Source organism: Verrucomicrobia bacterium S94 (genome assembly GCA_004299845.1).
GTDB lineage: Bacteria > Verrucomicrobiota > Kiritimatiellia > Kiritimatiellales > Pontiellaceae > Pontiella.
Genome location: CP036201.1, coordinates 1,202,326 through 1,225,735, shown reverse-complemented (window position 1 = coordinate 1,225,735; position 23,410 = coordinate 1,202,326). Strand labels below are relative to the sequence as shown.

General features: G+C 50.8%; 18 protein-coding genes. 8 read left to right on the top strand and 10 right to left on the bottom strand.

Annotation, left to right across the window (positions count from 1 at the left end):
• Positions 1-6: 6 nt before the first annotated feature.
• The 8 genes from EGM51_05120 to EGM51_05085 all read right to left on the bottom strand — a co-directional run bounded on the left by EGM51_05120 (position 7) and on the right by EGM51_05085 (position 7,639).
• Positions 7-1,062 carry a protein arginine kinase gene (locus EGM51_05120; protein ID QBG46805.1) on the bottom strand — a complete coding sequence of 352 codons (1,056 nt, stop codon included), beginning with the start codon at positions 1,060-1,062 and terminating at the stop codon, positions 7-9.
• Entirely contained in the window at positions 1,059-1,586 is a 528-nt protein-coding gene (locus tag EGM51_05115; protein QBG46804.1) for an excinuclease ABC subunit B, read from the bottom strand. Before EGM51_05115 ends, EGM51_05120 begins: the two co-directional genes overlap by 4 nt.
• A gap of 146 nt (positions 1,587-1,732) precedes the next feature.
• The gene (gene ilvE / locus EGM51_05110) at positions 1,733-2,602 is read right to left on the bottom strand and encodes a branched-chain-amino-acid transaminase (GenBank protein QBG46803.1); all 870 of its coding nucleotides are present in this window, start codon (positions 2,600-2,602) and stop codon (positions 1,733-1,735) included.
• Positions 2,603-2,620: 18 nt separating this feature from the next.
• Positions 2,621-3,289, bottom strand: a complete 669-nt coding sequence (locus EGM51_05105) for an ABC transporter ATP-binding protein (GenBank protein QBG46802.1) — start codon at positions 3,287-3,289, stop codon at positions 2,621-2,623.
• The gene (gene glmM, locus EGM51_05100; GenBank protein QBG46801.1) at positions 3,289-4,641 is read right to left on the bottom strand and encodes a phosphoglucosamine mutase; all 1,353 of its coding nucleotides are present in this window, start codon (positions 4,639-4,641) and stop codon (positions 3,289-3,291) included. Before glmM ends, EGM51_05105 begins: the two co-directional genes overlap by 1 nt.
• 2 nt (positions 4,642-4,643) lie before the next feature.
• Positions 4,644-5,792, bottom strand: a complete 1,149-nt coding sequence (locus EGM51_05095; GenBank protein QBG46800.1) for a UDP-N-acetylglucosamine pyrophosphorylase — start codon at positions 5,790-5,792, stop codon at positions 4,644-4,646.
• A 153-nt stretch (positions 5,793-5,945) separates the two neighbouring features.
• Entirely contained in the window at positions 5,946-6,338 is a 393-nt protein-coding gene (locus EGM51_05090; GenBank protein ID QBG46799.1) for a hypothetical protein, read from the bottom strand.
• A gap of 11 nt (positions 6,339-6,349) precedes the next feature.
• Positions 6,350-7,639 (bottom strand): citrate synthase, encoded by a 1,290-nt coding sequence (locus EGM51_05085; protein ID QBG46798.1) that lies wholly within the window; start codon positions 7,637-7,639, stop codon positions 6,350-6,352.
• A 211-nt stretch (positions 7,640-7,850) separates the two neighbouring features.
• On the opposite strand from EGM51_05085, the gene EGM51_05080 reads away from it, so the two are divergent.
• Positions 7,851-8,156, top strand: coding sequence for a 30S ribosomal protein S14 (locus tag EGM51_05080; protein QBG46797.1), 306 nt, complete (start codon positions 7,851-7,853; stop codon positions 8,154-8,156).
• Between the two features lie 266 nt (positions 8,157-8,422).
• Here EGM51_05080 and rpmB read toward each other — a convergent pair whose 3' ends face one another.
• Both rpmB and hemW read right to left on the bottom strand, forming a co-directional pair.
• Entirely contained in the window at positions 8,423-8,653 is a 231-nt protein-coding gene (rpmB, locus tag EGM51_05075) for a 50S ribosomal protein L28 (GenBank protein QBG46796.1), read from the bottom strand.
• A gap of 131 nt (positions 8,654-8,784) precedes the next feature.
• On the bottom strand, positions 8,785-9,906 hold the full coding sequence (gene hemW / locus EGM51_05070) for a radical SAM family heme chaperone HemW (protein ID QBG46795.1): 1,122 nt from the start codon (positions 9,904-9,906) through the stop codon (positions 8,785-8,787).
• Positions 9,907-10,022: 116 nt separating this feature from the next.
• On the opposite strand from hemW, the gene EGM51_05065 reads away from it, so the two are divergent.
• The 7 genes from EGM51_05065 (at position 10,023) to EGM51_05035 (ending at position 23,205) form a co-directional block, all read left to right on the top strand.
• Positions 10,023-11,459: an NAD(P)/FAD-dependent oxidoreductase gene (locus EGM51_05065; protein QBG46794.1), complete on the top strand. Its 1,437-nt coding sequence runs from the start codon at positions 10,023-10,025 to the stop codon at positions 11,457-11,459.
• A gap of 207 nt (positions 11,460-11,666) precedes the next feature.
• Positions 11,667-14,096 carry a glycoside hydrolase family 42 gene (locus EGM51_05060; GenBank protein QBG46793.1) on the top strand — a complete coding sequence of 810 codons (2,430 nt, stop codon included), beginning with the start codon at positions 11,667-11,669 and terminating at the stop codon, positions 14,094-14,096.
• Positions 14,097-14,290: 194 nt separating this feature from the next.
• Positions 14,291-16,585 (top strand): hypothetical protein, encoded by a 2,295-nt coding sequence (locus tag EGM51_05055; GenBank protein QBG46792.1) that lies wholly within the window; start codon positions 14,291-14,293, stop codon positions 16,583-16,585.
• A 26-nt stretch (positions 16,586-16,611) separates the two neighbouring features.
• Positions 16,612-18,630: a glycoside hydrolase family 127 protein gene (locus EGM51_05050; protein ID QBG46791.1), complete on the top strand. Its 2,019-nt coding sequence runs from the start codon at positions 16,612-16,614 to the stop codon at positions 18,628-18,630.
• A 16-nt stretch (positions 18,631-18,646) separates the two neighbouring features.
• Positions 18,647-20,566 carry an FAD-dependent oxidoreductase gene (locus EGM51_05045; GenBank protein QBG46790.1) on the top strand — a complete coding sequence of 640 codons (1,920 nt, stop codon included), beginning with the start codon at positions 18,647-18,649 and terminating at the stop codon, positions 20,564-20,566.
• 4 nt (positions 20,567-20,570) lie between these two features.
• The gene (locus tag EGM51_05040) at positions 20,571-22,172 is read left to right on the top strand and encodes an iduronate-2-sulfatase (protein QBG46789.1); all 1,602 of its coding nucleotides are present in this window, start codon (positions 20,571-20,573) and stop codon (positions 22,170-22,172) included.
• An 88-nt stretch (positions 22,173-22,260) separates the two neighbouring features.
• A complete protein-coding gene (locus EGM51_05035) occupies positions 22,261-23,205 on the top strand; it encodes an AraC family transcriptional regulator (protein QBG46788.1) in 945 nt (314 codons plus the stop codon).
• Positions 23,206-23,410: the final 205 nt, after the last annotated feature.

The window sequence follows — 23,410 nt, the reverse complement described above, 5'->3', positions numbered from 1 at the left end:
TTTAGTTTATTTGGAATCCGTAGCATTTTTCATAAAATCCCGCAACATCCGTGCACGCACAACATCGCGTTCTTCCGGCTCCAGCCCCTTTGTTTCCAGCTTCTGGAGATGGGCCGGCTGGATGGAAATGAACATCATATCCAATTCGCGCCGGGAAAACTGCGTGAGCATCCCAAGATCAAGTCCGAGGCGCAGTGTTGAGAGCAGATTAAGCGCCTCCCCACTGGTCATCAGTTTGGCGTTGGACAGGATGCCGAATGCCCGCGACACATGGTCCTGTACCACAATGGAGCGTTCATTCATCAGGCGTATCCGCGCATTGTTTTCGTGTTCAATCAGCTCAAGAACAATCTGCTCAAGGTGTCCGATTATTTCATCTTCACGCCGCCCCAGCGTAATCTGGTTGGACACCTGAAACATGTTCCCGGCGGCTTCTGTGCCCTCGCCCCACATGCCGCGAACCGCCAGACCGATTTTTGAAATTCCGTTAATCACCGGGTCCATTTCCTCCATCAGCACCAAAGCCGGCAGGTGAAGCATCACTGAAGCCCGCATACCGGTACCCACATTAGACGGACACGAAGTCAGATAACCGAGTTTAGGCGAAAATGCATACGTCAGTTTTGATTCCAGCTCATCGTCAATTTTGTCGGCCGCGGCCCAGGCTCCCTGCAGATTCAGACCGGGCTGCAACGACTGAATCCGGATATGATCCTCTTCATTGACCATAATCGACAGACACTCATCACGCGTCACAAAAACGCCGCAACTGTCGTCCTGCTGGGCCAGTTCCTGACTGATCAGGTGCCGTTCAAAAAGAATTTCCTTATCCAGCGTATCGGTGTCGTGCATGTTCCATGAAAGAAACGGCTGTTCCAAGGTCCGGAAAATTTCCGACACCTGTTTCCATACTGCATAATTTTCCTCTTCGCTGGCCCATCCCGGAAAACAGTAATCATCAACATTTCGCGCAAGCCGGATACGGCTGCTGATCACCGGTCCTTCATCAATACCGGCCTCAAGCCAGCTTCCATGGCGTTTTACCATATCGTCCAACGTCACGATTTGCCTCCTTCGGGTGCAATGCCGGTGCTCTCCTTCAACTGCCGGATTTTATCGCGCAGTGTGGCAGCAACCTCGTATTCTTCTTTGGCAATGGCAGTTTCAATATCCTTCTGCAAAGCGGCAATCTGAGCAGTAACACGCGCTTCATTCCCCTGGCGGGCAGGAATCTTGCCGACATGCTGCCGGCTGTGATGCATAGCCTGGGTGATCGCATTGAGTTCGCCCATAAAAGCGTTGTAACATTCCGGACAGCCTAACCGGGCGCGTTTTTTAAATTCAGCTCGGGTCATCTGACAGCGGCTGCAGCTCAGGTCAAAAACCGAATCGTCCGTGGGCGGCGTACTACCGCTCGGCTGATTTCCGAGCCCCAGAAGTACATCTGTAATCGAAATCGGAGAATTTAGATCGATTCCGTTTTTCTGTGCACACGCCTGACAGAGGTTGAGCTTTTTCACCTCGCCGTCAATCACCTGTGTCAGGTGGATGGTGGCCTCTTTCTCATTGCAACATTCACATTTCATTAAAAAATCCTGTTTTCCTCTAAGACAAACTCTAGGGTAATTCGTTGGATTATCGGTGTGCAAACTTTTTGATGAACGTAAAAACCACGCCGCGCAGAAACAAAGGCCGCACGCCGTGGTTTTGCAAAGTACGTCTGAAACGTAACTTACCCGATCGGGGTTCCTTCGGATCGTGCCGCCTCATGGTAAAGCGCTGCAAGTTTTCGGGTAATTTCTCCCGGTTCCCCACTGCCGATTTCACGTTTATCTACATCAACCACCGCAATAATTTCGGCGGCGGTTCCGCTTAGAAACACCTCATCGGCCACATAAAGATCATACCGGGCCAGCGGTGCTTCGCGAACCTCATAACCGGCCCCACGCGCCAGCTGCATCACCTTGTTGCGGGTCAGCCCTTCCAGCGCTCCGCAGGTGCTCGGCGGTGTGGTAATTACACTGTTTTTAACCACAAAAACATTGTCGCCCGAAGCTTCGGCCACCTCACCTTTGTGATTCAGCATCAGACATTCCATGCAACCGGCATTGATGGCTTCGATTTTCGCCATGATGTTATTCAGATAATTCAGGCTCTTAATGCGCGGATTAATGGCCTCCGGGTGATTCCGGATGGTGCCAACGGTTACAAGTTTAAGCCCGTTATCGTAAAGCTCCTGCGGATAGAGCTGAATTTTTGCCGCAATGATGATCACTTCGGCCTTATCGCACAGATACGGGTTCAGTCCCAGAGTGCCTTTTCCGCGGGTGACCACCAGCCGGATATAGCCGTCCGAAATATCATTCGCTTTACAGGTATCCACAACAGCCTGCGTCATCTCTTCGCGCGACATCGGAATCTTCAGCGCAATTGCCTGAGCCGAGTCGTACAGACGTTCAATATGCTCATCCAGCAGAAATACCCTGCCGTTATACGCACGGATCCCTTCAAACACCCCGTCGCCGTACAACAGTCCATGGTCAAAAACAGAAACTACCGCATCTTTTTCATCAACCAGCTTATCACTCAAAAAAATCTTCATTTCAAAACTCAATCCTTACTATACTAAAATCCCATCCTTTAGAAAAAGTTCACGGGAACAGCGGGAAGCCACTTCCTGGGAATGGGTAACGAGCACGAGAGTATGCCTCCTTGCCGCGAGTAGTTGAAACAAATAATTCAACACTTTTTCTCCGGTCGTCGAATCCAGATTTCCGGTAGGTTCATCGGCAAAGATAATATCCGGCTCGTTAATCAGCGCCCGGGCAATGGCCACGCGCTGCTGCTCGCCGCCGGAAAGCTCCTGCGGTCGATGATCGATCCGCTCGCCCAGTCCGACTTCCTCCAGCAGTTCCCTCGCCCGCTCTTTCGCCTCTTTGGCCGGACGGATAGACATCGCCGGAAGCGCCACATTTTCAACAACATCCAACTCAGGAAGAAGGTGAAATGACTGGAAAACATAGCCCACATTCCCGGCACGGAACTTGGCCAGTTTTCTGGGCGACATGCTGTACACATCCTGTCCCCGGAATGATACCGTTCCGGATTTTGGCCGATCCAGTCCGCCGAGCACATGCAGCAGCGTGCTTTTCCCGGACCCGCTCTGCCCCATAATAGCCAGCATTTCACCGGCCGCGACATCAAGCGAAACCTGTTTCAGCACATTCAGTGACGTTTTCCCGACCCGGTAAGTGCGTTCAATCTGTTTTGCAACCAGAACCTTTTCCATCAGCCAAGCTCACTTTTAACCACTTCAGCCAGCTTTTCCGCCAGTGCACGGGTCCGCTCTTCCGTCGGTCCCTCCACCATCACACGGCACATCGGCTGCGTTCCGGAATAGCGGATCAGCACGCGACCTTCATCGCCCAGTTCCGCCTCTGCCGCCTCAATGGCCTTTTTCAGCTCCGGCACCTCGCTGATTTCCGGTTTCTGTTTTACATCCACATTAATCAGCTGCTGCGGAAACGGCGTCATAATTTCCGCCAGCTCCGAAAGTTTTTTGCCGGACTGCTTCAAGGTCTGCACCAGCTTGATTCCCGAAATGATCCCGTCACCGGTCGTATGGCAATCCAGAAAGATCATATGCCCCGAATCCTCACCACCGAGTACCGCCCCTTTTTTCTGCATCAGCTCAAGCACCTTACGGTCACCGACGCCCGCAGATTCCGTTTGAATTCCGTTGGCCTTCATGGCCGCATGGAAGCCGACATTACTCATTACCGTGGCAATCACCGTATTGTTTTTCAGATCGCCGGTTTTTTTATACGATCGGGCACAGATAGCCATAATCTGATCGCCGGTGAGTTCTTTTCCGGTTTCATCCACGGCAATCAGCCGGTCGCCGTCGCCATCAAAAGCCAGCCCGGCATTGGCGTTGAGCTTTTTCACCTTCCGTTGAAGATCTTCCGTATGCTGCGACCCGCAGGCGGCATTAATATTTATGCCGTCGGGCTGATTATGAATTATCGTCACTTCCGCGCCGAGTTCCGTGAAAATATGCTCAGCACATTCGCTGGTAGCCCCATTGGAACAATCGAGCACCAGCTTTAAACCGGCAAACGGTTTTTCCGTTTTCACAGTATCGAGACAGAAATCGGAATAAATCTTTGTTGAATTCCCCAGCTGAAAAACGGTTCCGACGCCGTCATCGACCGGAAGGTCCAATGACTCCTCAAAAAACAGGCTTTCAATTTCCGCCTCTTCGGCATCCGAGAGTTTAAAGCCATCGCCTTTGAATACCTTGATTCCGTTATCAGAATAGGGATTGTGCGATGCCGAAACCATCAGGCCGGCCACTGCGCCGGTCTGCGCCGCAATGGCCGCAACTGCCGGCGTAGGAACAATCCCGAGCAGATGGGCATCCACCCCCGCCGAACAGACGCCGGCGGCAAGTGCCGACTCCAGCATCGCTCCGCTTAGTCGCGGATCGCGGCCGATGACCACCGCCGGCCATTCTTCCGGATCATTTTCATGTTTAAATTTAAGCGCCACAGCGCGTCCCAGCTTAACCGCTGTTTCAACGGTCATATTTCCCTGGTTCGCGCGGTCGCGCACACCGTCTGTTCCGAACAGTCTGCCCATAACTATGCCCAAAGCCCTGTTGTTTTATCTACAATCGACTGCAGCCACATCCGGCCGGATTCCCGAACCGTCGGCGACAGCGACTGAATTGTTTCGATATATGAAGTTTTAATGTACAGCCCCTGAAAAAAGGCGTCCGGCGGCTGAGAACTTAAGCCCTGAAGTTTCAGTTTTATCTCAGGCCATTCGCGAGCAAAGCGTTTCTGAACGCTGATTTCCCGCTCCGCCCCGTTGTTGTTTTCCAGCCATTGGAAAGAGAACTCAAATTTCCGGCAGAGATCATCCAGCCTCCGGATACGTTCCGTCAGAATCAGATCCAGATTTTTTTTGCCGCCTTCCAGTACAGCTTCATCAAATTCATCGCGTATACATTTCAACCGCACATTTTCATACCACGCCCGCAGAGCCAGAATATTGCCGATATAGCACAGATTGTTGGTCACAATTCGCTGCGCCCGGCGATATATTCCGGTCCGGTAATCGCGGATTCCGGATTTCGGGGCTTCAGGAATATGCAGTTTTTCCGGCTTCAGAATATCTTCGCGGCAGATTCCGCCGGCGGCGATTACTGTGCCGAAAGCGATCCGCGCCGGGCCGACCAGTCCGCCCTGACCGCCGAGAAAAATCGGTTTCTGATCCAGAAAAACGCCGTCGGGCACATCGCCGATCAGTGAGGGAGTAGCTTTATCCTGATGCGGAGTAAAATTAAAGTGAACGTAGGACGATCCGATTTCAGAATGATCTTTTCGGCTTGTGCCTCCCGCCATCAGCGCATCACAGAAATTGATCAGACTGCCGGCTGTCACAAACGGCAGAAAAATACTTTGTTTCAATCCGACTGTATGCGCGCCACCGGCCTCTTCCTCCAGAATGGTGCCAGCCCGAACATGGGCACCATCGCCCATATTAGCGCCATCGAAAAATACAGCACCGGAAAAAAAGCCGCCTTTAAGTTTTACCCCTCGGCCCAACTGACAGTTGTCCAGTGTGACCGGCGATTCCGCGCCAAGCACTGATCCCGGGCCGATAGAGGTTTCCGGCCCCCGAATACGGCAACCCGGATAAATTACCGCATCTGAAGCAATTCGGGAACAATCCACCTCGTCACCGATATAAACGCCCTGAGATAATTTATCCGATTTTGAGTGCATTCAATAACTCCGCAGCAAATTTTCCAACCTCTGGAAAATGAGCCGCAAATGTAACTCAGAAGCGAGCAGTTTTAAAATCACTAATCGTCACGAATGGGCGTTCCACCCGCTTCTTACGAATCAGAACCGATCAGACATGGCGCATTCGCTTCATCATTCCTCTTCGTTGCAGGCGGTATAAAGCCAGCTGAGCAACGATTCAAAACGCGGGTCCGCGTGCAGATTATTCAGGTCGGGATCGGTTTTCATCCAGTCATAATCTGAATAGCCCAGCTCGACCGCCCGGGTAAGCGCTTCAAATGCAAGATCGGACTGATTTGTCAGCGAATAGGAACAGCCCAGATTATACCAGACCAGATCGTCATTCGGACGTTGATGACTCAATTTTTCATCAATTTTCAAGCCTTCCTGAAATTTTCCGGTTTTGGTGTAGAGATCCGCCAGCGCCTGGAGGATTTCAACATCCTCCGGCAGACGTTCTGCGACCTTTTCAAGAAAGCTCAACTCGACCGCCTGATGACGGAAGGTGTTTCTGTTTTTACTCATTATATATCCTGCTATTCAACCGGGCGCTGGGTGTGGCCGGTATAGATCTGACGGGGACGTCCGATGCGCCCGTGCGGATCCTCACGCATTTCAAGCCACTGGGCAATCCAGCCCGGTATACGTCCAATCGCAAACATCACAGTGAACATATCCGTCGGGATACCCATGGCACGGTAGGTCAGTCCGGTATAGAAATCAATATTCGGGTAAAGATTGCGTTCCACGAAATAATCATCCGCCAATACAGCATCTTCGAGTTCCTGTGCAAGATCCACAAGCGGATCATTTACACCCAGTGCTGACAGCACATCTTTACACATCTGTTTCGCCACTTTGGCACGCGGATCATAGGATTTGTAAACGCGATGACCGACGCCCATCAGACGGAACGGATCATTTTTATCCTTGGCCCGCGCAATTACCCTTTTAACGTCGCCGTCATCCTCGGTGATAATGCGTTCAAGCATTTCGATAACATGCTGGTTTGCTCCGCCATGAAGCGGTCCCCAAAGCGCGCAGATTCCTGCTGAAATGGATGCGTACAGGTTGGCTCCGGCGGAACCGACCATTTTCACAACGGAGGCCGAGCAGTTCTGTTCATGGTCCGCATGCAGAATCAGCAGCTTGTTAAGCGCTCGGGCAACCACCGGATCCACCTCAAAATCATTCACCGGGGTCCAGAACATCATGTTCAGGAAATTTTCACAGTATTTCAGTTTCGATGTAGGATAAACAATGGGATGACCAATCGACTTCTTATAGGCAAAAGCGGCAGCGGTGCGCATTTTTGAAAGCAGGCGCGTGACCTTATAGTCGATGTTTTCCTGAAGCGTTGCATCCTCCAGTTCCGGATAGAACGTGGAAAGTGAAACCGCCATAGCCGACAGCGTAGCCATCGGGTGGGCATGGTCCGGATAGGCATCGAAGAAATGGCGCATGTCTTCATGAAGCAGTGAGTGGTAGTTCAGATGATCTGAAAATTCCTCGTGCTGCTCCTTACTCGGCAATACACCATGAACCAACAGATAGGCCACATCGATAAACTCACACTTCTCGGCCAGTTCGTTGATGTCGTACCCACGATAACGCAGAATGCCTTTTTCACCGTCAATATAAGTTACATCAGATCGACAGCAGCCGGTGTTCACAAAACCGGGATCGTATGTGATCATTCCGGTCTTCGCCCGCAGTGCGCGGATATCAATAGCCTTCTCCTTTTCAGTTCCTTCAAAAACCGGAAGCTCAAGAGATTCGTTATTGTACGTCAGCGTTGCTGTGCCTAGATCGTTAATTTTGGACATTATATTTTCCTTTTGGCGTTCTTAATTCGTTTCGGTTGGCCGTAAAAATACGGTATGGAGATATGCTTTCAAGATTAAAAAACCTGCCCGCTTTTATAATCCTTAGATTCAGCAGTGCGGCCGAGTGCATTTTTTCGACTATTTATATTGCACCCCCTTCCCTGAATATGTTTTATCCACGGGTCTTTCAACAAAAAGGAACTGAATATATATGGCTAAGAAAAGCAAAGTCGCGAAAAACAACAAACGCATCGCGTTGGCTTCCAAATACTACGCGAAGCGTCAGGAACTGAAAAAAATTATCGCTGATCCGTCGACTGAACCGGCAGATCGCATGGCGGCCGTACGCAAGCTCCGCTCACTTCCGGTTGACTCCAACCCGAACCGCATCATGAACCGCTGTTCCGTCACCGGACGTCCTCACGCGGTATACCGCAAGTTCGGCCTCTCCCGTATCACCCTTCGCGAAATGGCTTCCGAAGGCAAGATCCCGGGCATGACGAAGGCCAGCTGGTAAACTTTATCCATTTTGTTGAAAGACGAAACGCTCTCCTCCCGGAGAGCGTTTTTTGTTGGTCAACAAAATGAAACAGAAACTGCGAAATCCGTGGCGATAATTTTAAGCTGCCCGTAACGGACTGTATTTCTAAAACCGCATTCATGCAGATTCAAATGCTCTGTCATAAAAGCGGCCGACTTTTATTCATTGCGTCTCCTTCATAGGCACAAAAAAACCGTCCTCATGAAGGACGGTTTATCTCAGCGGTTCCAGCTGGATGGAAACTAGGCTTTTTTCACAGCACCGGAACGCAGTGCTTTGGTGGAAACCCAGACCCGTTTAACCGTTCCGTTTTCGGTGCGGATTTTAACGCGCTGCAGGTTCGGTTTGAATTTACGCTTCGTGGCACTGGTCACATGAAGACCGATACCGCCTTTTTTCTTCGATAAACCTTTGCGTACAATGCGACGACCAACCGTGGTCTTCTTTCCTGTAACTGCACATTCTCTACCCATCTCAAATACCTCAATTGCTCGGTTTCAAAAATTCCCTCTAATCAATAAGAGCGCGTTAATCTAAGGATTCCCGTCTGCTTTGCAAGACTAAATCCGCCTTTTTTCATGTTAACACACAACATATTGCGGTCTCACAGAAGCTCGCTGAATACGGCATTGCTGATAAACAACGCCTCGCGGGATAAGCTGATCCGATTATCCTGACGCTGGAGCAGATTTTCCTCAAGCATCGATTCAATGCCGGCTCCGCATAAATCATATACCTCAAATCCGGTGACTTTTTTAAATCCATCCAGATCAACCCCGGCGGTCATACGCAGCCACATCACCAGCGTTTCGCGGGCTTTGTCTTCTTTCGACAGATGTTCCACTTCGTCGAAAGGACGCTGATCTTTCAGCAGGCGGTTCGTATAAGTATTCAGATCCGGAATATTGCTGAACCGCCTGCCATGCCAGTGCGATGCCCCCGACGGTCCACACCCGAAATATTCGCCGCCCTGCCAGTAGAGCACATTATGCCGGCATTCCCGGTCCTCTTTGGAAAAGTTCGAAATTTCGTAATGCCCGTAACCGGCATGTTCCAGATATTCCTTCACCATAAAATAGTTGTCCGCCTCTTCATCATCGCCCGGCGGAACCACCCTGCCCTCATCTTTTGCTTTGGTCAGAGGCGTGCCGGGCTCATAAATCAGGTTGTAATAGGAAATATGATCGGGTTCCAGCCCGGCTGCTTTTTCGGCATCGGCCAGCACGTCCGCCGGTTTCATACCGGGGATGCTCTGAATCAGATCAATATTCACATTGTCGAAACCGGCATCGCGCAGCATATGGTAACCGGCAATTGCGGTTTTCGCATCGTGGATGCGGCCGAGCAGCTGCAGGGCACGGTTGTTAAAGGACTGCACGCCGATCGATACCCGGTTCACACCGCCGTCGCGCATCGCCTTCAGCTTGTCCGGCGTCAGCGTTCCGGGATTGGCCTCGCTGGTGAATTCAACAACCTGCGACAGATTAATGCGCCGATCGATAGCTTCGAGCATTTTCCGGTATTCGGACGGACTGAGTGCCGTGGGCGTTCCTCCGCCGATAAATACCGTATTGGGCGCAAAATCGGACGGAAGCCGGCGGAGTTCGATTTCCAGGCATTGGAGATACAGATCCATGCTGTCGATTTCACCGGGGGTCAGTTTATAGAAATCACAGTAGCGGCATCGCTTTTCACACAGCGGAACATGGATATAGAGACCGGTCATAAACGCAGAAGATGGCCTTTCCCTTTTAAGCAGCCAACAATAAAAAGTGAACAACTATTGGACACTCCGGGTTCTCTCGGGTATGCATACCGGACTTTTTCGGTACCGAATCAAGGATGAAGATGGCGGAAGATAAAAAACAGGTTGTGGTGATCGGCAATGGAATGGCGGGCTACCGCTTCTGCGAAAAACTGCTCGAATATGATGCACATCATCAATATACCCTGACCGTTCTGGGAGACGAACCGGTACCGGCTTATGATCGCATTTCGCTTTCCACGCTCTTTTCCGGGCGCAGGCAGACAGAACTGTATTTTGCGGAGCAGCGCTGGTACGACTATTATAAAATCGACCTGAATCTCGGAACCCGGGCCGTTTCGATCGACCGTAAAGCCAAAACCGTCGCGGCGGAAGACGGTACTGAATATCCCTATGATAAACTGGTAATCGCGACCGGTTCACGTCCCAGACTTCCGCCTTTTGGAAATACGGCACTCAGCGGCGTATACGTTTACCGGACTGTTGAGGATGTGAACGCTATCCGGGAGGAAGCCCGGAACGCCAAAAATGCAGTGGTGATCGGCGGCGGCCTGCTGGGACTGGAAATCGCCGAGGCCTGTCGCGAACTGGGGCTGGAAACCACCATTCTTGAACGCGAAGAATTTCTGATGCCGGAACAGCTCGACAAAATGGCCGGCCGGCTGCTCGACATGAAAATCGAGGAATTAGGCATTCATCTCAAGCTCGGCGCACACGTCCAGACTCTGGAAGGCGAACGGCACGTTGAGCGTGTGGTGCTCGAAAACGGTGATGCGTTCGAGGCCGATCTCGTTGTGGTCACGGCCGGAATTACCCCGAATGATAAAGTCGGTATTGAGGCGGGACTGGAACGTGGTGCGTACGGCGGAATTTCGGTCTGTAAAACCACCCAGACCTCCGATCCCGACATTTATGCCATTGGGGAATGCGCTTCATACAAGGACACCCTTTTCGGTCTCGTTGCCCCCTGCTATGCCATGGCCGAAGCCTGCGCGGCCCATCTCGGCGGAATCAATAAAATTTTTACACTTCAGAAACCGGCTTCAAAACTGAAACTGCTCGACCTGCAGGTAGCCAGCATCGGAAATATCCACCTCCCGGAAGACGGCGAAGTCGATTATTTCTACGATCAGGACATTCAAAACGGCGTGTATAAAAAGCTGCTGATATCCAAAGACTGGAAAACACTCTACGGCGCCATTCTTGTCGGTGAATGCTCTGAATTTGAACGTCTGCGCAAATATATTGAAAAAGGGCTCGAAATGCCCGACCATCCGCGCGAACTGCTGGCGCCGATTGGACGGCCCATTGAGCTCGATATCGAACTTGAGGACGATGACCTGGTCTGTTTCTGCAATCACGTCACCAAAGGGGATATCTGCAAAGCCATTGATACCCATAATCTGACGGATGCCGCAGGCGTGATGGCCAAAACCTATGCCGCCGGTTTGTGCGGCGGCTGTTATGATACGGTGGTGGCGGTGACCAAACAGTATATCGAACACGGCGTTTAGTACTGCATCATACAATTTCTGCATTTAATTATACAGGATCGGCTTTTCACTGTGCCGTTCCGGCGACGTCTCTTCGCATAAATCCCGATCATTCCGAAGTGCAATATATACCCATAATAATGCAAGATCGACTGTTTAAGTTATTTCTTCGATGTGATTTCCTATGCAGGAGCGGGATAAGCCACACCACACACGAAGGAGATGTTGATGAAGAAACTCATGCTGATTTCATTGGCCGCCGCCGTTTTTATATCCGTTAGGTCTGCGTCTGCCGGGACGGAAAATACGGAGCTCGGTTCTTCCCCGGATACGGAAGCGACCGCTGAGAATGCCATCGCCAAGGAAGCCCGGTTAAAGATTGATCAGCTGAAGTCCCTGATGCAGAAGGCGCAGGTCGAAAACATCGATGTCACCCGGGAGGAAACAGTGCTCTGGTTTGCCGGGGAATTCCTGAAATACGCGGACTGGGATGAAAATCACCCGGAAGAGATTGCCTATCTTTTCGGGAGATACAGCATCTATGCCGGCGAAGAGGAAAAACTTGCGGCTGAAATTCCTGACTTTCAGCGACGGATGGTCGTTAAAATTCTCGATGACGGAATTGCAGAGCTTTCCAGTGTCATCCGCGGAGAGATCCGGCGGCGCCCGGTGAATAAAGTGGACTGGCAGCATATTGAAGTCGGCGACAACATGCTGCTGAGCAACGGAAAACCCGTTTTTCTGTATGACTATTTTTCGAAATCCGTCGGTCAGCCGCTGACAAACAGCGCGGTTTACAACGACCACCTCGGTGCAATTTTCCACGGCGGCGAAAACCTGTATGAACCGGAACATGACCGGGCAATCAATTCCTTCCTTTTGAAGGAGGACCGCACCTTTGATCAGGAACTGCTGCGCAAGGTCACTGATATTTCCGATACCAACGTCGGCTTTCTGATGTTCTGGAACCAGGGCATGGCGGAATGGGTTAAGAAACAGGAACCACAGGCCTGCTACGGCCGTTCTACGTTTATCGGATTCGATGTTGATAATCCGCTGGTGCGGGAGGTCTGGGGAACCATTGCCCGCGAAACCGGAAGACTGACCCGGGGCAGAAAAGTGACGCAGCTCGGTTATATTCTCGCCAACGAACCGCACTGGCACTCCATCGCCAGTGGCTGGACCCGCAGAACCGGTGAAATGCAGCAGCTCTCGACGTACACGCTGGATAAATTCCGGCAATGGCTGAAGCGGAAATATGACGGCGACCTTGATGCCTTGAACAGCAACTGGAAAACCGGTTTCCAGGAATTCGATGCGATCGAAATCGAATTCCCGATTCCGGCAAAAATACAGGGTACGCCGATGTACTACGACTGGGCGCGCTATAATATGGACCGGGCCATCGATTGGTTCACCTTCATTCAGGGGGAACTCCTGAAAGGCAACCCGGATGCGGATACGCACATCAAACACAGCACACATCACTATACCGATAATGCCCGATCACATGGGATTGATCTGGAAACGCTCACCGAACTCACTTCGATGATCGGCGACGATGCCAAAGCGAGGGAAACACGAACCCGCCTATCCAAAAAAGCAGAGCCATGGGAGGAGCACTATAGTTATTTCTGGGGAGAGCTGGCCATGTCCTACGATTTTATGGAATCGGTATCGCCGGAAAAAATCCACATCAATTCAGAGTCGCATTTTCTCTCTTCCGCTCACTGGAGAAAACTCGATACTTCGGTTGAATATGTGGAAAGTGTCTACTGGCTGGCCACGCTTCTGGGCATGGATGCCAATATGACCTGGTTCTGGGCAAGAGACCCCGACGGCTCACCCGAGGACCGTCTGGAAGGCGAGCTGAATTTCGCCGATCTTGCGCTTGCCGGTTCCTTTGCGGGCTCCGTCAATCAGCAGCCGCATATTGCCAACGCCTATACACAGGTCATGTATGACCTGAACAGTTTTTCCGAAGAAATTATCGAACTTCGCCGGCAGCGCCGACCGTTGCGCCTGTTCCATTCCGAAACGTCGGCCATTAATAAAAAAACGCATATGTCCGAACAGTTTTCGATGTATGAAAAGTTCTTTTTCGACGGTTTTCCAATGGGTTTTGCCACGGAGAAGATAATCCGGAAACAGGACTGCAGTTCGTGGAACGCCATCCTTGTTTATAAAACCGAATTTGTAACGGAATCCGAATTAGACGCTCTTCAGGCCTATCTCGATCAGGGAGGAACGCTGATGGTTGACAGTGCAGCAAGTCTGTCTAAAAACGAATACGGGCAGCCGCATGGAAAACACCTGAATCCGGGCAAGGGAAAACTGATCGTGCTCAACGGATCCGAATCTATCGATCAGATCCGGGAACGTGCATTGGCAGAAATAGAGACCGGCCGGCCGAAGATTATTCTCACAGAGAACAACGGCACAAAACATAAGGGCGTTTACTGGCGTTCAATTAAGCAGGAGGATGGACATTATCTCGTCAGCATGCTGAATCTCGGAAAAAACGATGCCGAGATTACGCTCGGTCTGCAGAACGGCAGACCGCTTAAAATTACCGATCTGTTTACAGGTAAACCGCTCCGGCCGGAGTTCAGTATGGCTCCCAAAGGTGTGTTGCTGCTACGCGTTGACGTACGATAACAGCAGAGCTCCTCTGTGACCGTTTTGCAACCGACCCGCTCCAGAAACTTCCAGCCCATAAAGACTATCTTCCGGATGTTCATGTTCGCACACCCGAAAAGACAAAATCAGCATACTGTTTTGGAGGATCGGCTATCCCGTTTCGGCTTTGTCTGGCGTCTCTTGGAACAGCGTCAATTGAACAAGGGGAACCGATGAAACGATGGATGATCATGACTGCGGCTTTAAACGCATCGATTATACTGGCTGAAAACATGCCGGATCAGATTGCCCGCAACAAAATCGACAATCTTAAATCGCTGATCACGGTTGCTGAAAAAAGAGGAATCGATATTCAGAAAGAAAAAATGACTGTTCGGGTGGCAGAGGTTTTTCTGGAGTATGCCGACTGGGATGAAGCACATGTCGAGGAAAACACCGCCTATTTCAAGCAGGTCGGCCTGTATAAAAACAACGCTGCGGAAATGGCGGAAACCCTGCCTGATTTTGAGCGGAATGATATCATTAAAATGCTGAACGAATCCGAAGCCTACCTGAAGAAGCTGATCGACGGCACCGTGGTCCGTAAGCCATCCCCCCGGATCGACTGGGCGGAAGTGTTACATGAAGGAGATCAGCTGACCTATAAAAACCGGCCGGTCTTTCTGGCCGATTATACCTGGAAACCCGAAACTCCCCGGCTGATGGAATATTTCGGGCAACAGGACGGCTTTTACATCAGCCCCACCCACCTGCTGGATAAAGACGGAAATATTGCACCGAACATTCTGCATCAGCTGAGAGGAAAACCGGACGGCAGACTGGGATTCATCTTCATCAATAACAATGCCGTGCCCCGATGGGCCACCGATGTCTACGGCAAGGAATTTACACAATACGAAGGCGCGCCGTTTCATGCCTACGATATTGACCACCCCGGAGCTCGCAAAATGATGAGCGCACTGCTGGCGGGCACTGTTCCGCAAATGGCCGGAAAAAAATATACAGAACTGGGTTATATGCTTTGCAATGAGCCTCGCTGGATTACATATCGGGATGGGAAAAAGAAAGTCTGGTATAATGGCGGGGTTTCGGAATTCACGATGAACAAATTCCGGAGCTGGCTGAAACAGAAACACGGCTCGATCAACAGGCTTAATCACCTCTGGGCTTCTGATTTTTCCGGATTCAGTGAAGTGAAGCTGGACATCCCGATTGACATTGCAATGGTTGGAACCCCCCGGTGGTATGACTGGAATGCGTTTAATGATGAGCGGGTCACGGACTGGTATCGTTTTATGAAAAAAGAACTGCGCCGGTACGACCCTGCAGCTAAAGCCCATCTGAAAATCATGCCGTCATTTTTCAGCAATAATGACCCCTGTACCGGAATTGATCTCGAGGCCCTTACAGAATTAAGCGATATCATCGGCAACGACTGCGCGGCAGAATATAATAATCTCAGGGAAACACCGGATTGGAAAGAACGGTATAGTTTCGGATGGCGGGAACTGTATATGTCGTATGATTTCCTGAAATCGGTCAGTCCCGATCAGATTATTTTCAACACGGAAAGTCATTTTCTTTCAACCGGCTATTCCCGTGATCTCTATATGGACCCGGCCTATCCCCGCGCAGTGACCTGGGCGGCGCACACGTTAGGCCTGAATGCATCCCAGATCTGGTTCTGGCCACGACGTGAAGACGGTTCTATCCGCAGAAATGTTGGCAACGGATATGCAGGGTCGAACAATCAGCAGCCCCGCGTCACGCAAGCGATTCACTCCACTATGATCGACCTTAATGCCCACAGCGAAGCGATTACGGCCATGCAGCGACAACGCAAACCGCTACGCATTTTCTATTCCAAAACCTCTGCCATCCAGAACCTGGACTACATGGATGAAATTTTCGATCTGTATGAAGCCCTGAATTTTGAAGGATTGTCTCTCGGGTTTGCCACAGAAAACATCATCAGACGGCAGGATCGCAGCAATTGGGATGCGGTCCTGCTGTATAAGACAAATCGAATCACCGAAAATGAGCACAGCATTCTGCAGGAATATCTGAACGGCGGCGGCTGCATCATCACGGACCGCGCAGGCGGTCTGGAAAATGAATATGGAGAACCACTCGCACCGCTGAAACAGGGAAAAGGAATCCTGCTGACGGTTGATTCGCTGCCAGCTATGAAAGCTGCCGCGCTGACTCTGCTGGAATCTCGCAATCTCATGCCGGAGGTGGAACTCGTGGAAACCAACGGGAATACCGTTCCCGGCTGCACCTGGAAATGTATTAAAAACAATGCCGGGAACTATGTCGTATCAATTGTGAATCTGGGCAACACCGATGCTGCACTTGATCTTCGCTTAAAAAACGGAAGCCGCCGGTTTATCTGCCGGAACCTGCTGGATGGGACCGCCCTGAAAACCGTTCCGCTAATGCATCCTTACGACATTCTTTTTATCGAAATTCAGCCGATATTATCGGCGGATCCCTTAACTGACTGATTAATATTGACAGGAGAAAAAGCGTGATGAAATCGACAATTGCTTTAACCATCATAACTGTGGCGACAGCTGTTTCAGGCCAGCAGAATGGGCTTATGAATATGGCCTGCACGGAATACGTTCAATTCAAAAACACCGACATTGGTGACTGCCGGTGGACCGAGGGATTCTGGGCGGATAAATTCAAACTGTGCGAAGAAGTCATGGTTCCGCACATGGGTGAAATTCTGAAAGGTGACATCGGGTTCGCGTACGATAATTTCAAGATCGCTGCCGGACTGAAAGAGGGCATGCACCAGGGCATGAACTGGCACGACGGCGATTTTTATAAATGGATGGAGGCTGCCACCTACGTTTATTCCATCAATAAGGATCCGGAAATTCTGAAGGAGCTGGATGAAATCATCGAAGTCATTGCCAAGGCCCAATGTGATGACGGCTACCTATCAACACAAACGCAGATCCCCGATATCAAGCGCGGAAAACAGGAACGCTGGGCGAACCGTCAGCTGCACGAAATGTATAATTCCGGTCATCTGCTGACAGCCGCCTGCATCCACAAGAGAGTAACCGGGCAGGAAAACTTCTTTAACATTGCAAAAAAACATGCCGACTTTCTGGTAAAAACCTTTATGCCCTGCCCCGACCATCTGAAACGTTTCGGTTTCAATCAGACCCAGATCATGGGACTCGTGGAAATGTACCGGGAAACCGGAAATGAAAAATATCTTCAGCTGGCAGAGGACTTCGTAAACCGCCGTGGAAAGAGCGGAATGAATCCGGCTCCCGAAGCAAATTATAAGTTTATCGGTGACATGGTTCAGGAACGCACTCCATTGCGCAAAGCCAAAGAAGCGGCAGGGCACTCGGTGCTGGCCTTGTACTACTATGCCGGTGCGGCTGATATTTATATGGAAACCGGCGAACAGGCACTGGTCGACGCACTCGACCGTATGTGGGACAGTGTGGTGAACCATAAAATGTATGTGACCGGCGCCTGCGGTCAGACACACCACGGTGTATCTTCAAAAGTCGACATGATTCACGAAGGTTTCATCGGTGATTATATGATGCCCAACTCTACAGCCTATAATGAAACCTGCGCCAACATCTGCAATGCCATGTTCTCCTATCGCATGCTCGGTATTCACGGTGAATCAAAATATGCCGATATCATGGAACTGGTGCTTTACAACTCCGCCCTCTCCGGTATCAGCCAGGAGGGAACGCATTATTTCTACACCAATCCGCTGCGCCGGACCTTCGACAAAAAAATGGGCATTACCGATTATGAAAACCGCGCAGCGTACATCCCCTGCTTCTGCTGTCCACCGAATCTCGTGCGCACCATTGCCAAGGTTTCGAACTGGGCCTACAGCCTGTCACCCAATGGTGTGGCCGTAAACCTCTACGGCGGCAATCAGCTCGATACGGAACTGCTCGACGGTTCTGCGCTTAAACTGAAACAGGAAAGCGGCTATCCGTGGGACGGTGCAGTGAAAATCTCAATCGTTGAATGCAAAAAGGAACCCTTTGATGTCATGCTGCGTATCCCTGAATGGGCGGAAGGCGCTTCGCTGAAAGTGAACGGGAAGCAAGCGGATGTTCGCGTTATTCCGGGATCATATTCCATTGTTTCCAGAAAATGGAAATCCGGAGACACAGTTGAGCTGAACCTTCCGCTGGAAGCCAAACTGCTGGCAGGTCATGCGCTGATTGAAGAGACCCGCAACCAGGCTGCCATCAAACGGGGACCGGTGGTTTACTGCATTGAAACGCCCGACCTTCCGGAAAATACCTCGGTTCTGGACGTTTATCTTCCTTCGGATATCAAACTGGAACCCGCAACCGATAAACAGCTGATCGATGGAGCAGTCACGCTGAAAGGCGAAGTGCTGATTCAGAAATCGCAGATGGGACAGATGTACAGTATACTTGAAAAACCGGAATGGGATAAAATCGAAACCCAATTTGTTCCATATTATGCATGGAGCAATCGAGGCACTGCTGAAATGACAGTCTGGTTGCCGATCGTTTGGAAATAAAGCGAGGTGAAAAAATATGAAAAGGCGGGATTATTTTAAAACCGGTGCCGCAGCCGCGGTAAGCATTCCCATAGTCGGAAAAGCATCCGAGGATCAGGGTCTCCAGGGCGAACGTATTATGGATAATTGGTATCAGGTTGCCGGCGGTAAACGCGGTTTGCCGATCCGTCATATCACAAAAAACGTTGACGTTGCTGTGCTGGGCGGCGGACTGGCCGGGATCTGCGCAGCGGTTGCATCTGCCCGCAACGGGGCTAAAACCATACTGGTACAGGACCGTCCGGTGCTGGGAGGAAACTCGTCGAGTGAAATGCGCGTTCATGTGAATGGCGTGAATCACCTCCGTCCCGATAATTATGCAGAACGCGAAACCGGAATTATTGAAGAACTGCTGCTGCATAACCGTTTTCACAACAAGCAGGAATCCTGGCCGGTGTGGGATCATCTCCTCTACGACTTTGTTACCTCTGAACCCAACCTTGAGCTGCTGCTGAATACCCAGGCGACAAAAGCGGTTATGAACGGGAGTACGATCAAAGCCGCCAGATGCTGGCAGTTGACGACCGAAACCGAAATTATGATTGAGGCCGAGCAGTTTATCGACTGTTCCGGCGACGGTCTGCTTGCCGCTACGGCGGGTGCTCTTTATCGTACCGGACGTGAAGGTAAAAAAGAGTTCGGCGAACAGTTTGCACCGGATGAACCCGATGGCTGGCAGATGGGAGCCACTCTGCTGATGCATTCTGAGGACATGGGCCGGCCGATGCCGTTTGAGGCCCCCTCCTGGGCCATTCCTTATGATGCGGAAAAATCTCATCCGAAACGTAGCTTCAATGGTTTTCATAACGGTATCTGGTGGATGGAGGTCGGCAGCGATGCCGATATTATCGGCGAACAGGAGGAGATCCGCCATAAACTGATGTGCTATGCCTACGGAGTGTGGGATTACATTAAAAACTCCGGAAAGATTCCGAATGTTGAAAATCATGCACTGACCTGGGTGCAGTCGCTGCCGGGCAAACGCGAATCCCGAAGGTTTATCGGGGATTATATTCTGCGCGAAGGCGATCTGCTCAACCATACACACTTTGAAGATACCGTCGGGTATGGCGGTTGGTCGCTGGACGAACATTGCTGGGCCGGTATTGAAAATCTCGAGGATCCGCCCAGTTATTTCCATCACCATTTCCGGAAGGTTTACGAGATCCCCTATCGCTCGCTCTATTCCAAAAACATTACCAATCTTTCCTTTGCCGGACGCAATATCAGTCAGACGCACATTGCTCTTTCATCAACCCGGCTGATGGCCACCTGCTCCACTATGGGCATGGCGGTCGGAACCGCAGCGGCGATGTGCATCGATAAAAACTGCAATCCCCGTGACATTGCGCAGAAGCATATCAACGAACTTCAGGAAAACCTGCTGCGTGAAGATTCTTTTCTGCCCCATCGCCCGGCAAAAGACGAAAAGGATCTGGCGCGAAAAGCCGCGCTTATTGCCGCCTCATCCACGGTCAGCGGTGATGCCGCTCTTTTGAACGACGGCGTTGCCCGCGATTTTGAAGGCGTTGAACACGGATGGGAATCGCATGGACTTCCCGCCGAAGTAATCATGGAATGGGAGGAGCCGATTAACCTGTCGAAAGTCGAGATTAAGTGCGATACGAATCTGAAGCGCAACATCTGCATGCGTAAAGACTCCAAAGTCAGTTTCAACTATTGGAATGATGTCCCGACTGAATTGCTCAAATCGCTCGACGTGGAAGCCCGTATTGACGGGAAATGGATCAGAGTCGGTTCCAATGATGATAACCGCCGGCGTTTAATCAAATTCCATTTTGATCAAATCCGCACTTCCGGCATCCGCATCAACCTGAAGGAAACCTATGGGGCTCCTAATGCAAAACTGTTTGAAATCCGCTGTTACGAGGCCTGATTAGATGAAAATACTATCCTTCTGTTTCTTTCTGCTTACCGCACTTTCCGCTTTCGCGAAACAACCGAATATTCTGTTCATCGGTGTTGACGATCTGCGGCCGGAACTGGGCTGTTACGGCTCTCCGATTGCGGTTACACCGAATATCGACCGGCTGGCGGCGGATGGCCTGCTTTTTAACCGGGCCTATTGTCAGCAATCGATCTGCGGCCCGTCCCGGGCCAGTCTGATGACCGGACTGCGGCCGGATTCCAGCGGTGTAACTCACAACTATCTGGAATTCCGCGATCTCCGGCCGGATGTCATCACCCTTGCTCAGCATTTCAAAAACAACGGATATGAAACCGTTTACCATGGGAAAATTTTTCATGGAAAACACACCGATGATGCATTTTCGTGGAGCAGGAAGCCTGCTAAAACCGATCTACCTAAACCTAAAGGATTTGCATTGGCGGAAAATATTGAAATTCAGCAGAATGCTCGGAAAGAAATGTTTGCCCGGTATGGCGAGATGGCCAAATACGGTCTGGCCAGCGGACCGGCCTGGGAATGTGCCGATGTACCGGATGAAACCTATTCCGACGGTCGCAACACGCTGATTGCCATTGAAACTCTCAAAGAGTTAGCGCAGGAGGAAAAACCTTTTTTTCTGGCTATTGGCTTTAAAAAACCTCATCTCAACTGGGTGGCCCCTAAACGATACTGGGATCTCTACGACCGGGATAAAATTCCGCTGGCACAGAATACCGAAGCACCGGTTGGCGGTGCCTCTATGGGACTTCATCCCTCATTCGAACTCAGAGTGCGGCAGGGTATTCCAACCGATGGGAAACCATTTGATGAGGAACTTGCACGAACGCTTAAGCATGCTTATCTGGCCTGTGTCAGCTATGTGGATGCCCAGATCGGGAAAATGATACATGCACTGGATGAAGCCGGGCTGCGCGATCACACCATCATCATTGTATGGGCCGATCACGGCTGGCATCTCGGAGAAATGGGAACCTGGGGAAAAGCAACCACGTATGAAGTTGCAACACGTGTCCCCTTGATTATCTGGACTCCGGACATGCCGCAGGAAACCCGCGGTCAGAAAACAGATGCGCTGGTGGAACTGATTGATATGTATCCCACCCTTTCCGACCTAGCAGGCCTTCAGATTCCGGAACATGTTGAAGGAAGCAGTTTCAGACCGTTGCTCACCAACCCTTCCCGTCCATGGAAAAAAGCAGCTTTCAGTCAATTCCCCACCCCCGCTCTGCGCGAATGGGGCTCGATTGCACTTCGGCCCGGAATGCGGGAAACTTATTTCGGTCCGTTGGCCGATGAAATGGAAAAACGGATTCAAAAACAGCTGCCAGGTCAGTGGGACCGCAAGCTGTTCGAAGAAAATTTGACCGGTTATGCCATGCGAACTGACCGTTACCGTTTAACCGTGTGGAAAGACGCGGCACACCCCGATAGAGAACCGCTGTTCATTGAGCTGTATGACCATAAAACGGATCCACTTGAAACAGTCAATATTGCAAGGAGTCACCCCGAGGTAGTAGAAATGATGATGAAACACTTTTCAGAAGGATGGGAAGCCGCGCGGCCGGAGTGTTAACCCCGCAAAGAAATTCTTATTTAACCGGAACCGGTGTCTTTATTAGAAAAATTTGCATACTGAGCACACATTAAACTGAAGCTGATTTATGTCGTTGGTAAAATCCAGAGAGCTGTTTGGCGAAGCTGCATTTCCCATTACTGTGGAAACCGTAGTTGATCGAACCCTGATCCAGAAAGAGCTCCACCGTCACGAGTATTTTGAAATGCTGTTTGTTGAGAGGGGTTCGCTGATTAACAAATTCAAGGGTACGGAAGTGGTGATGAAGCCGGGCGATATGCTCATTATGAAACCCTATGTTCTTCACCTTCTGGACGACACTCTTCAGAAAAAAGGAAGAAAGGCCTATTGCTGCAGTTTTCTGCCTCAGGCTGTCGATTCCGAGATTCACTCCCTGGAAGTGCTGAAAGGATCCAGTTCACCGAACCGCTATTTTTTCAAACCGTTCATCTCGTTGGCGGACGAAGGCATATCCGCAGTGCAGTTGAAATTCGACGCGGAAAACCGGAAAAAAGTGGCAGAACTTTTCGCACTACTGAAAGAGCAGGCTCAGGACATCTCCGAACGTGGTGCCGCCCTCACCCGCTATCATTTTCTCGCCCTGCTCTCTTTTCTCACCGAAGAGTATGAACGGAACGAGGGCGTGGACCAGACTGTTCAGGCCGATCTGTCTGTTCCCGTTTCTCGTTATCTCGAAGGATTGCGCAAAACATTGAACTATATTCACGACCACTATACAGAGCCACTGGCCCTCGAGAATATGGCGGCCATGAGCGGAGCATCGGAAACCTATTTCTGCCGGCTTTTCAAACATGAAACCGGTATGACGTTTCTGAACTACCTCAATGGACTGCGGATTGAACGGGCCTGTGTGCTGCTGCGCGATACCACAGACAATGCTCTTGATATCTGCTACGAGGTCGGCTTCAACGATTACACACACTTCGGACGGCAGTTCAAAAAACATGTCGGCATGTCACCCGCGGATTACCGCAAACAGAATCCGCATATCCGCCGCTTTCGTGAAACCTGAATGATTCCGACACGAGGGGCTTTGGCCTGGGAGGCGGATTCCGGCCGCTTATTTTTTCCACTGTAAAATTGAAATCCAAACAGATCCGGCTTCGGCCCGTTCAGTTTTTATAAGGGTGTGTCCTTTCCAGACTGCTGGAAGGTTTCCGGAGACAGAAAATTCAAAAAACGACGGATCACCCCAGAGCGTTCAACCGGTAGAACCA

What these genes read in the sequence shown, in the direction of transcription:
- rpmB (QBG46796.1), bottom strand. Translation starts at nt 8,653, where the DNA reads ATGGGTAGAGAATGTGCAGTTACAGGAAAGAAGACCACGGTTGGTCGT.
- EGM51_05080 (QBG46797.1), top strand. Translation starts at nt 7,851, where the DNA reads ATGGCTAAGAAAAGCAAAGTCGCGAAAAACAACAAACGCATCGCGTTG.
- EGM51_05045 (QBG46790.1), top strand. Translation starts at nt 18,647, where the DNA reads ATGAAAAGGCGGGATTATTTTAAAACCGGTGCCGCAGCCGCGGTAAGC.
- EGM51_05050 (QBG46791.1), top strand. Translation starts at nt 16,612, where the DNA reads ATGAAATCGACAATTGCTTTAACCATCATAACTGTGGCGACAGCTGTT.
- EGM51_05040 (QBG46789.1), top strand. Translation starts at nt 20,571, where the DNA reads ATGAAAATACTATCCTTCTGTTTCTTTCTGCTTACCGCACTTTCCGCT.
- EGM51_05035 (QBG46788.1), top strand. Translation starts at nt 22,261, where the DNA reads ATGTCGTTGGTAAAATCCAGAGAGCTGTTTGGCGAAGCTGCATTTCCC.
- EGM51_05055 (QBG46792.1), top strand. Translation starts at nt 14,291, where the DNA reads ATGAAACGATGGATGATCATGACTGCGGCTTTAAACGCATCGATTATA.
- EGM51_05105 (QBG46802.1), bottom strand. Translation starts at nt 3,289, where the DNA reads ATGGAAAAGGTTCTGGTTGCAAAACAGATTGAACGCACTTACCGGGTC.
- EGM51_05060 (QBG46793.1), top strand. Translation starts at nt 11,667, where the DNA reads ATGAAGAAACTCATGCTGATTTCATTGGCCGCCGCCGTTTTTATATCC.
- ilvE (QBG46803.1), bottom strand. Translation starts at nt 2,602, where the DNA reads ATGAAGATTTTTTTGAGTGATAAGCTGGTTGATGAAAAAGATGCGGTA.
- EGM51_05095 (QBG46800.1), bottom strand. Translation starts at nt 5,792, where the DNA reads ATGCACTCAAAATCGGATAAATTATCTCAGGGCGTTTATATCGGTGAC.
- EGM51_05090 (QBG46799.1), bottom strand. Translation starts at nt 6,338, where the DNA reads ATGAGTAAAAACAGAAACACCTTCCGTCATCAGGCGGTCGAGTTGAGC.
- EGM51_05115 (QBG46804.1), bottom strand. Translation starts at nt 1,586, where the DNA reads ATGAAATGTGAATGTTGCAATGAGAAAGAGGCCACCATCCACCTGACA.
- EGM51_05065 (QBG46794.1), top strand. Translation starts at nt 10,023, where the DNA reads ATGAAGATGGCGGAAGATAAAAAACAGGTTGTGGTGATCGGCAATGGA.
- EGM51_05085 (QBG46798.1), bottom strand. Translation starts at nt 7,639, where the DNA reads ATGTCCAAAATTAACGATCTAGGCACAGCAACGCTGACGTACAATAAC.
- hemW (QBG46795.1), bottom strand. Translation starts at nt 9,906, where the DNA reads ATGACCGGTCTCTATATCCATGTTCCGCTGTGTGAAAAGCGATGCCGC.
- glmM (QBG46801.1), bottom strand. Translation starts at nt 4,641, where the DNA reads ATGGGCAGACTGTTCGGAACAGACGGTGTGCGCGACCGCGCGAACCAG.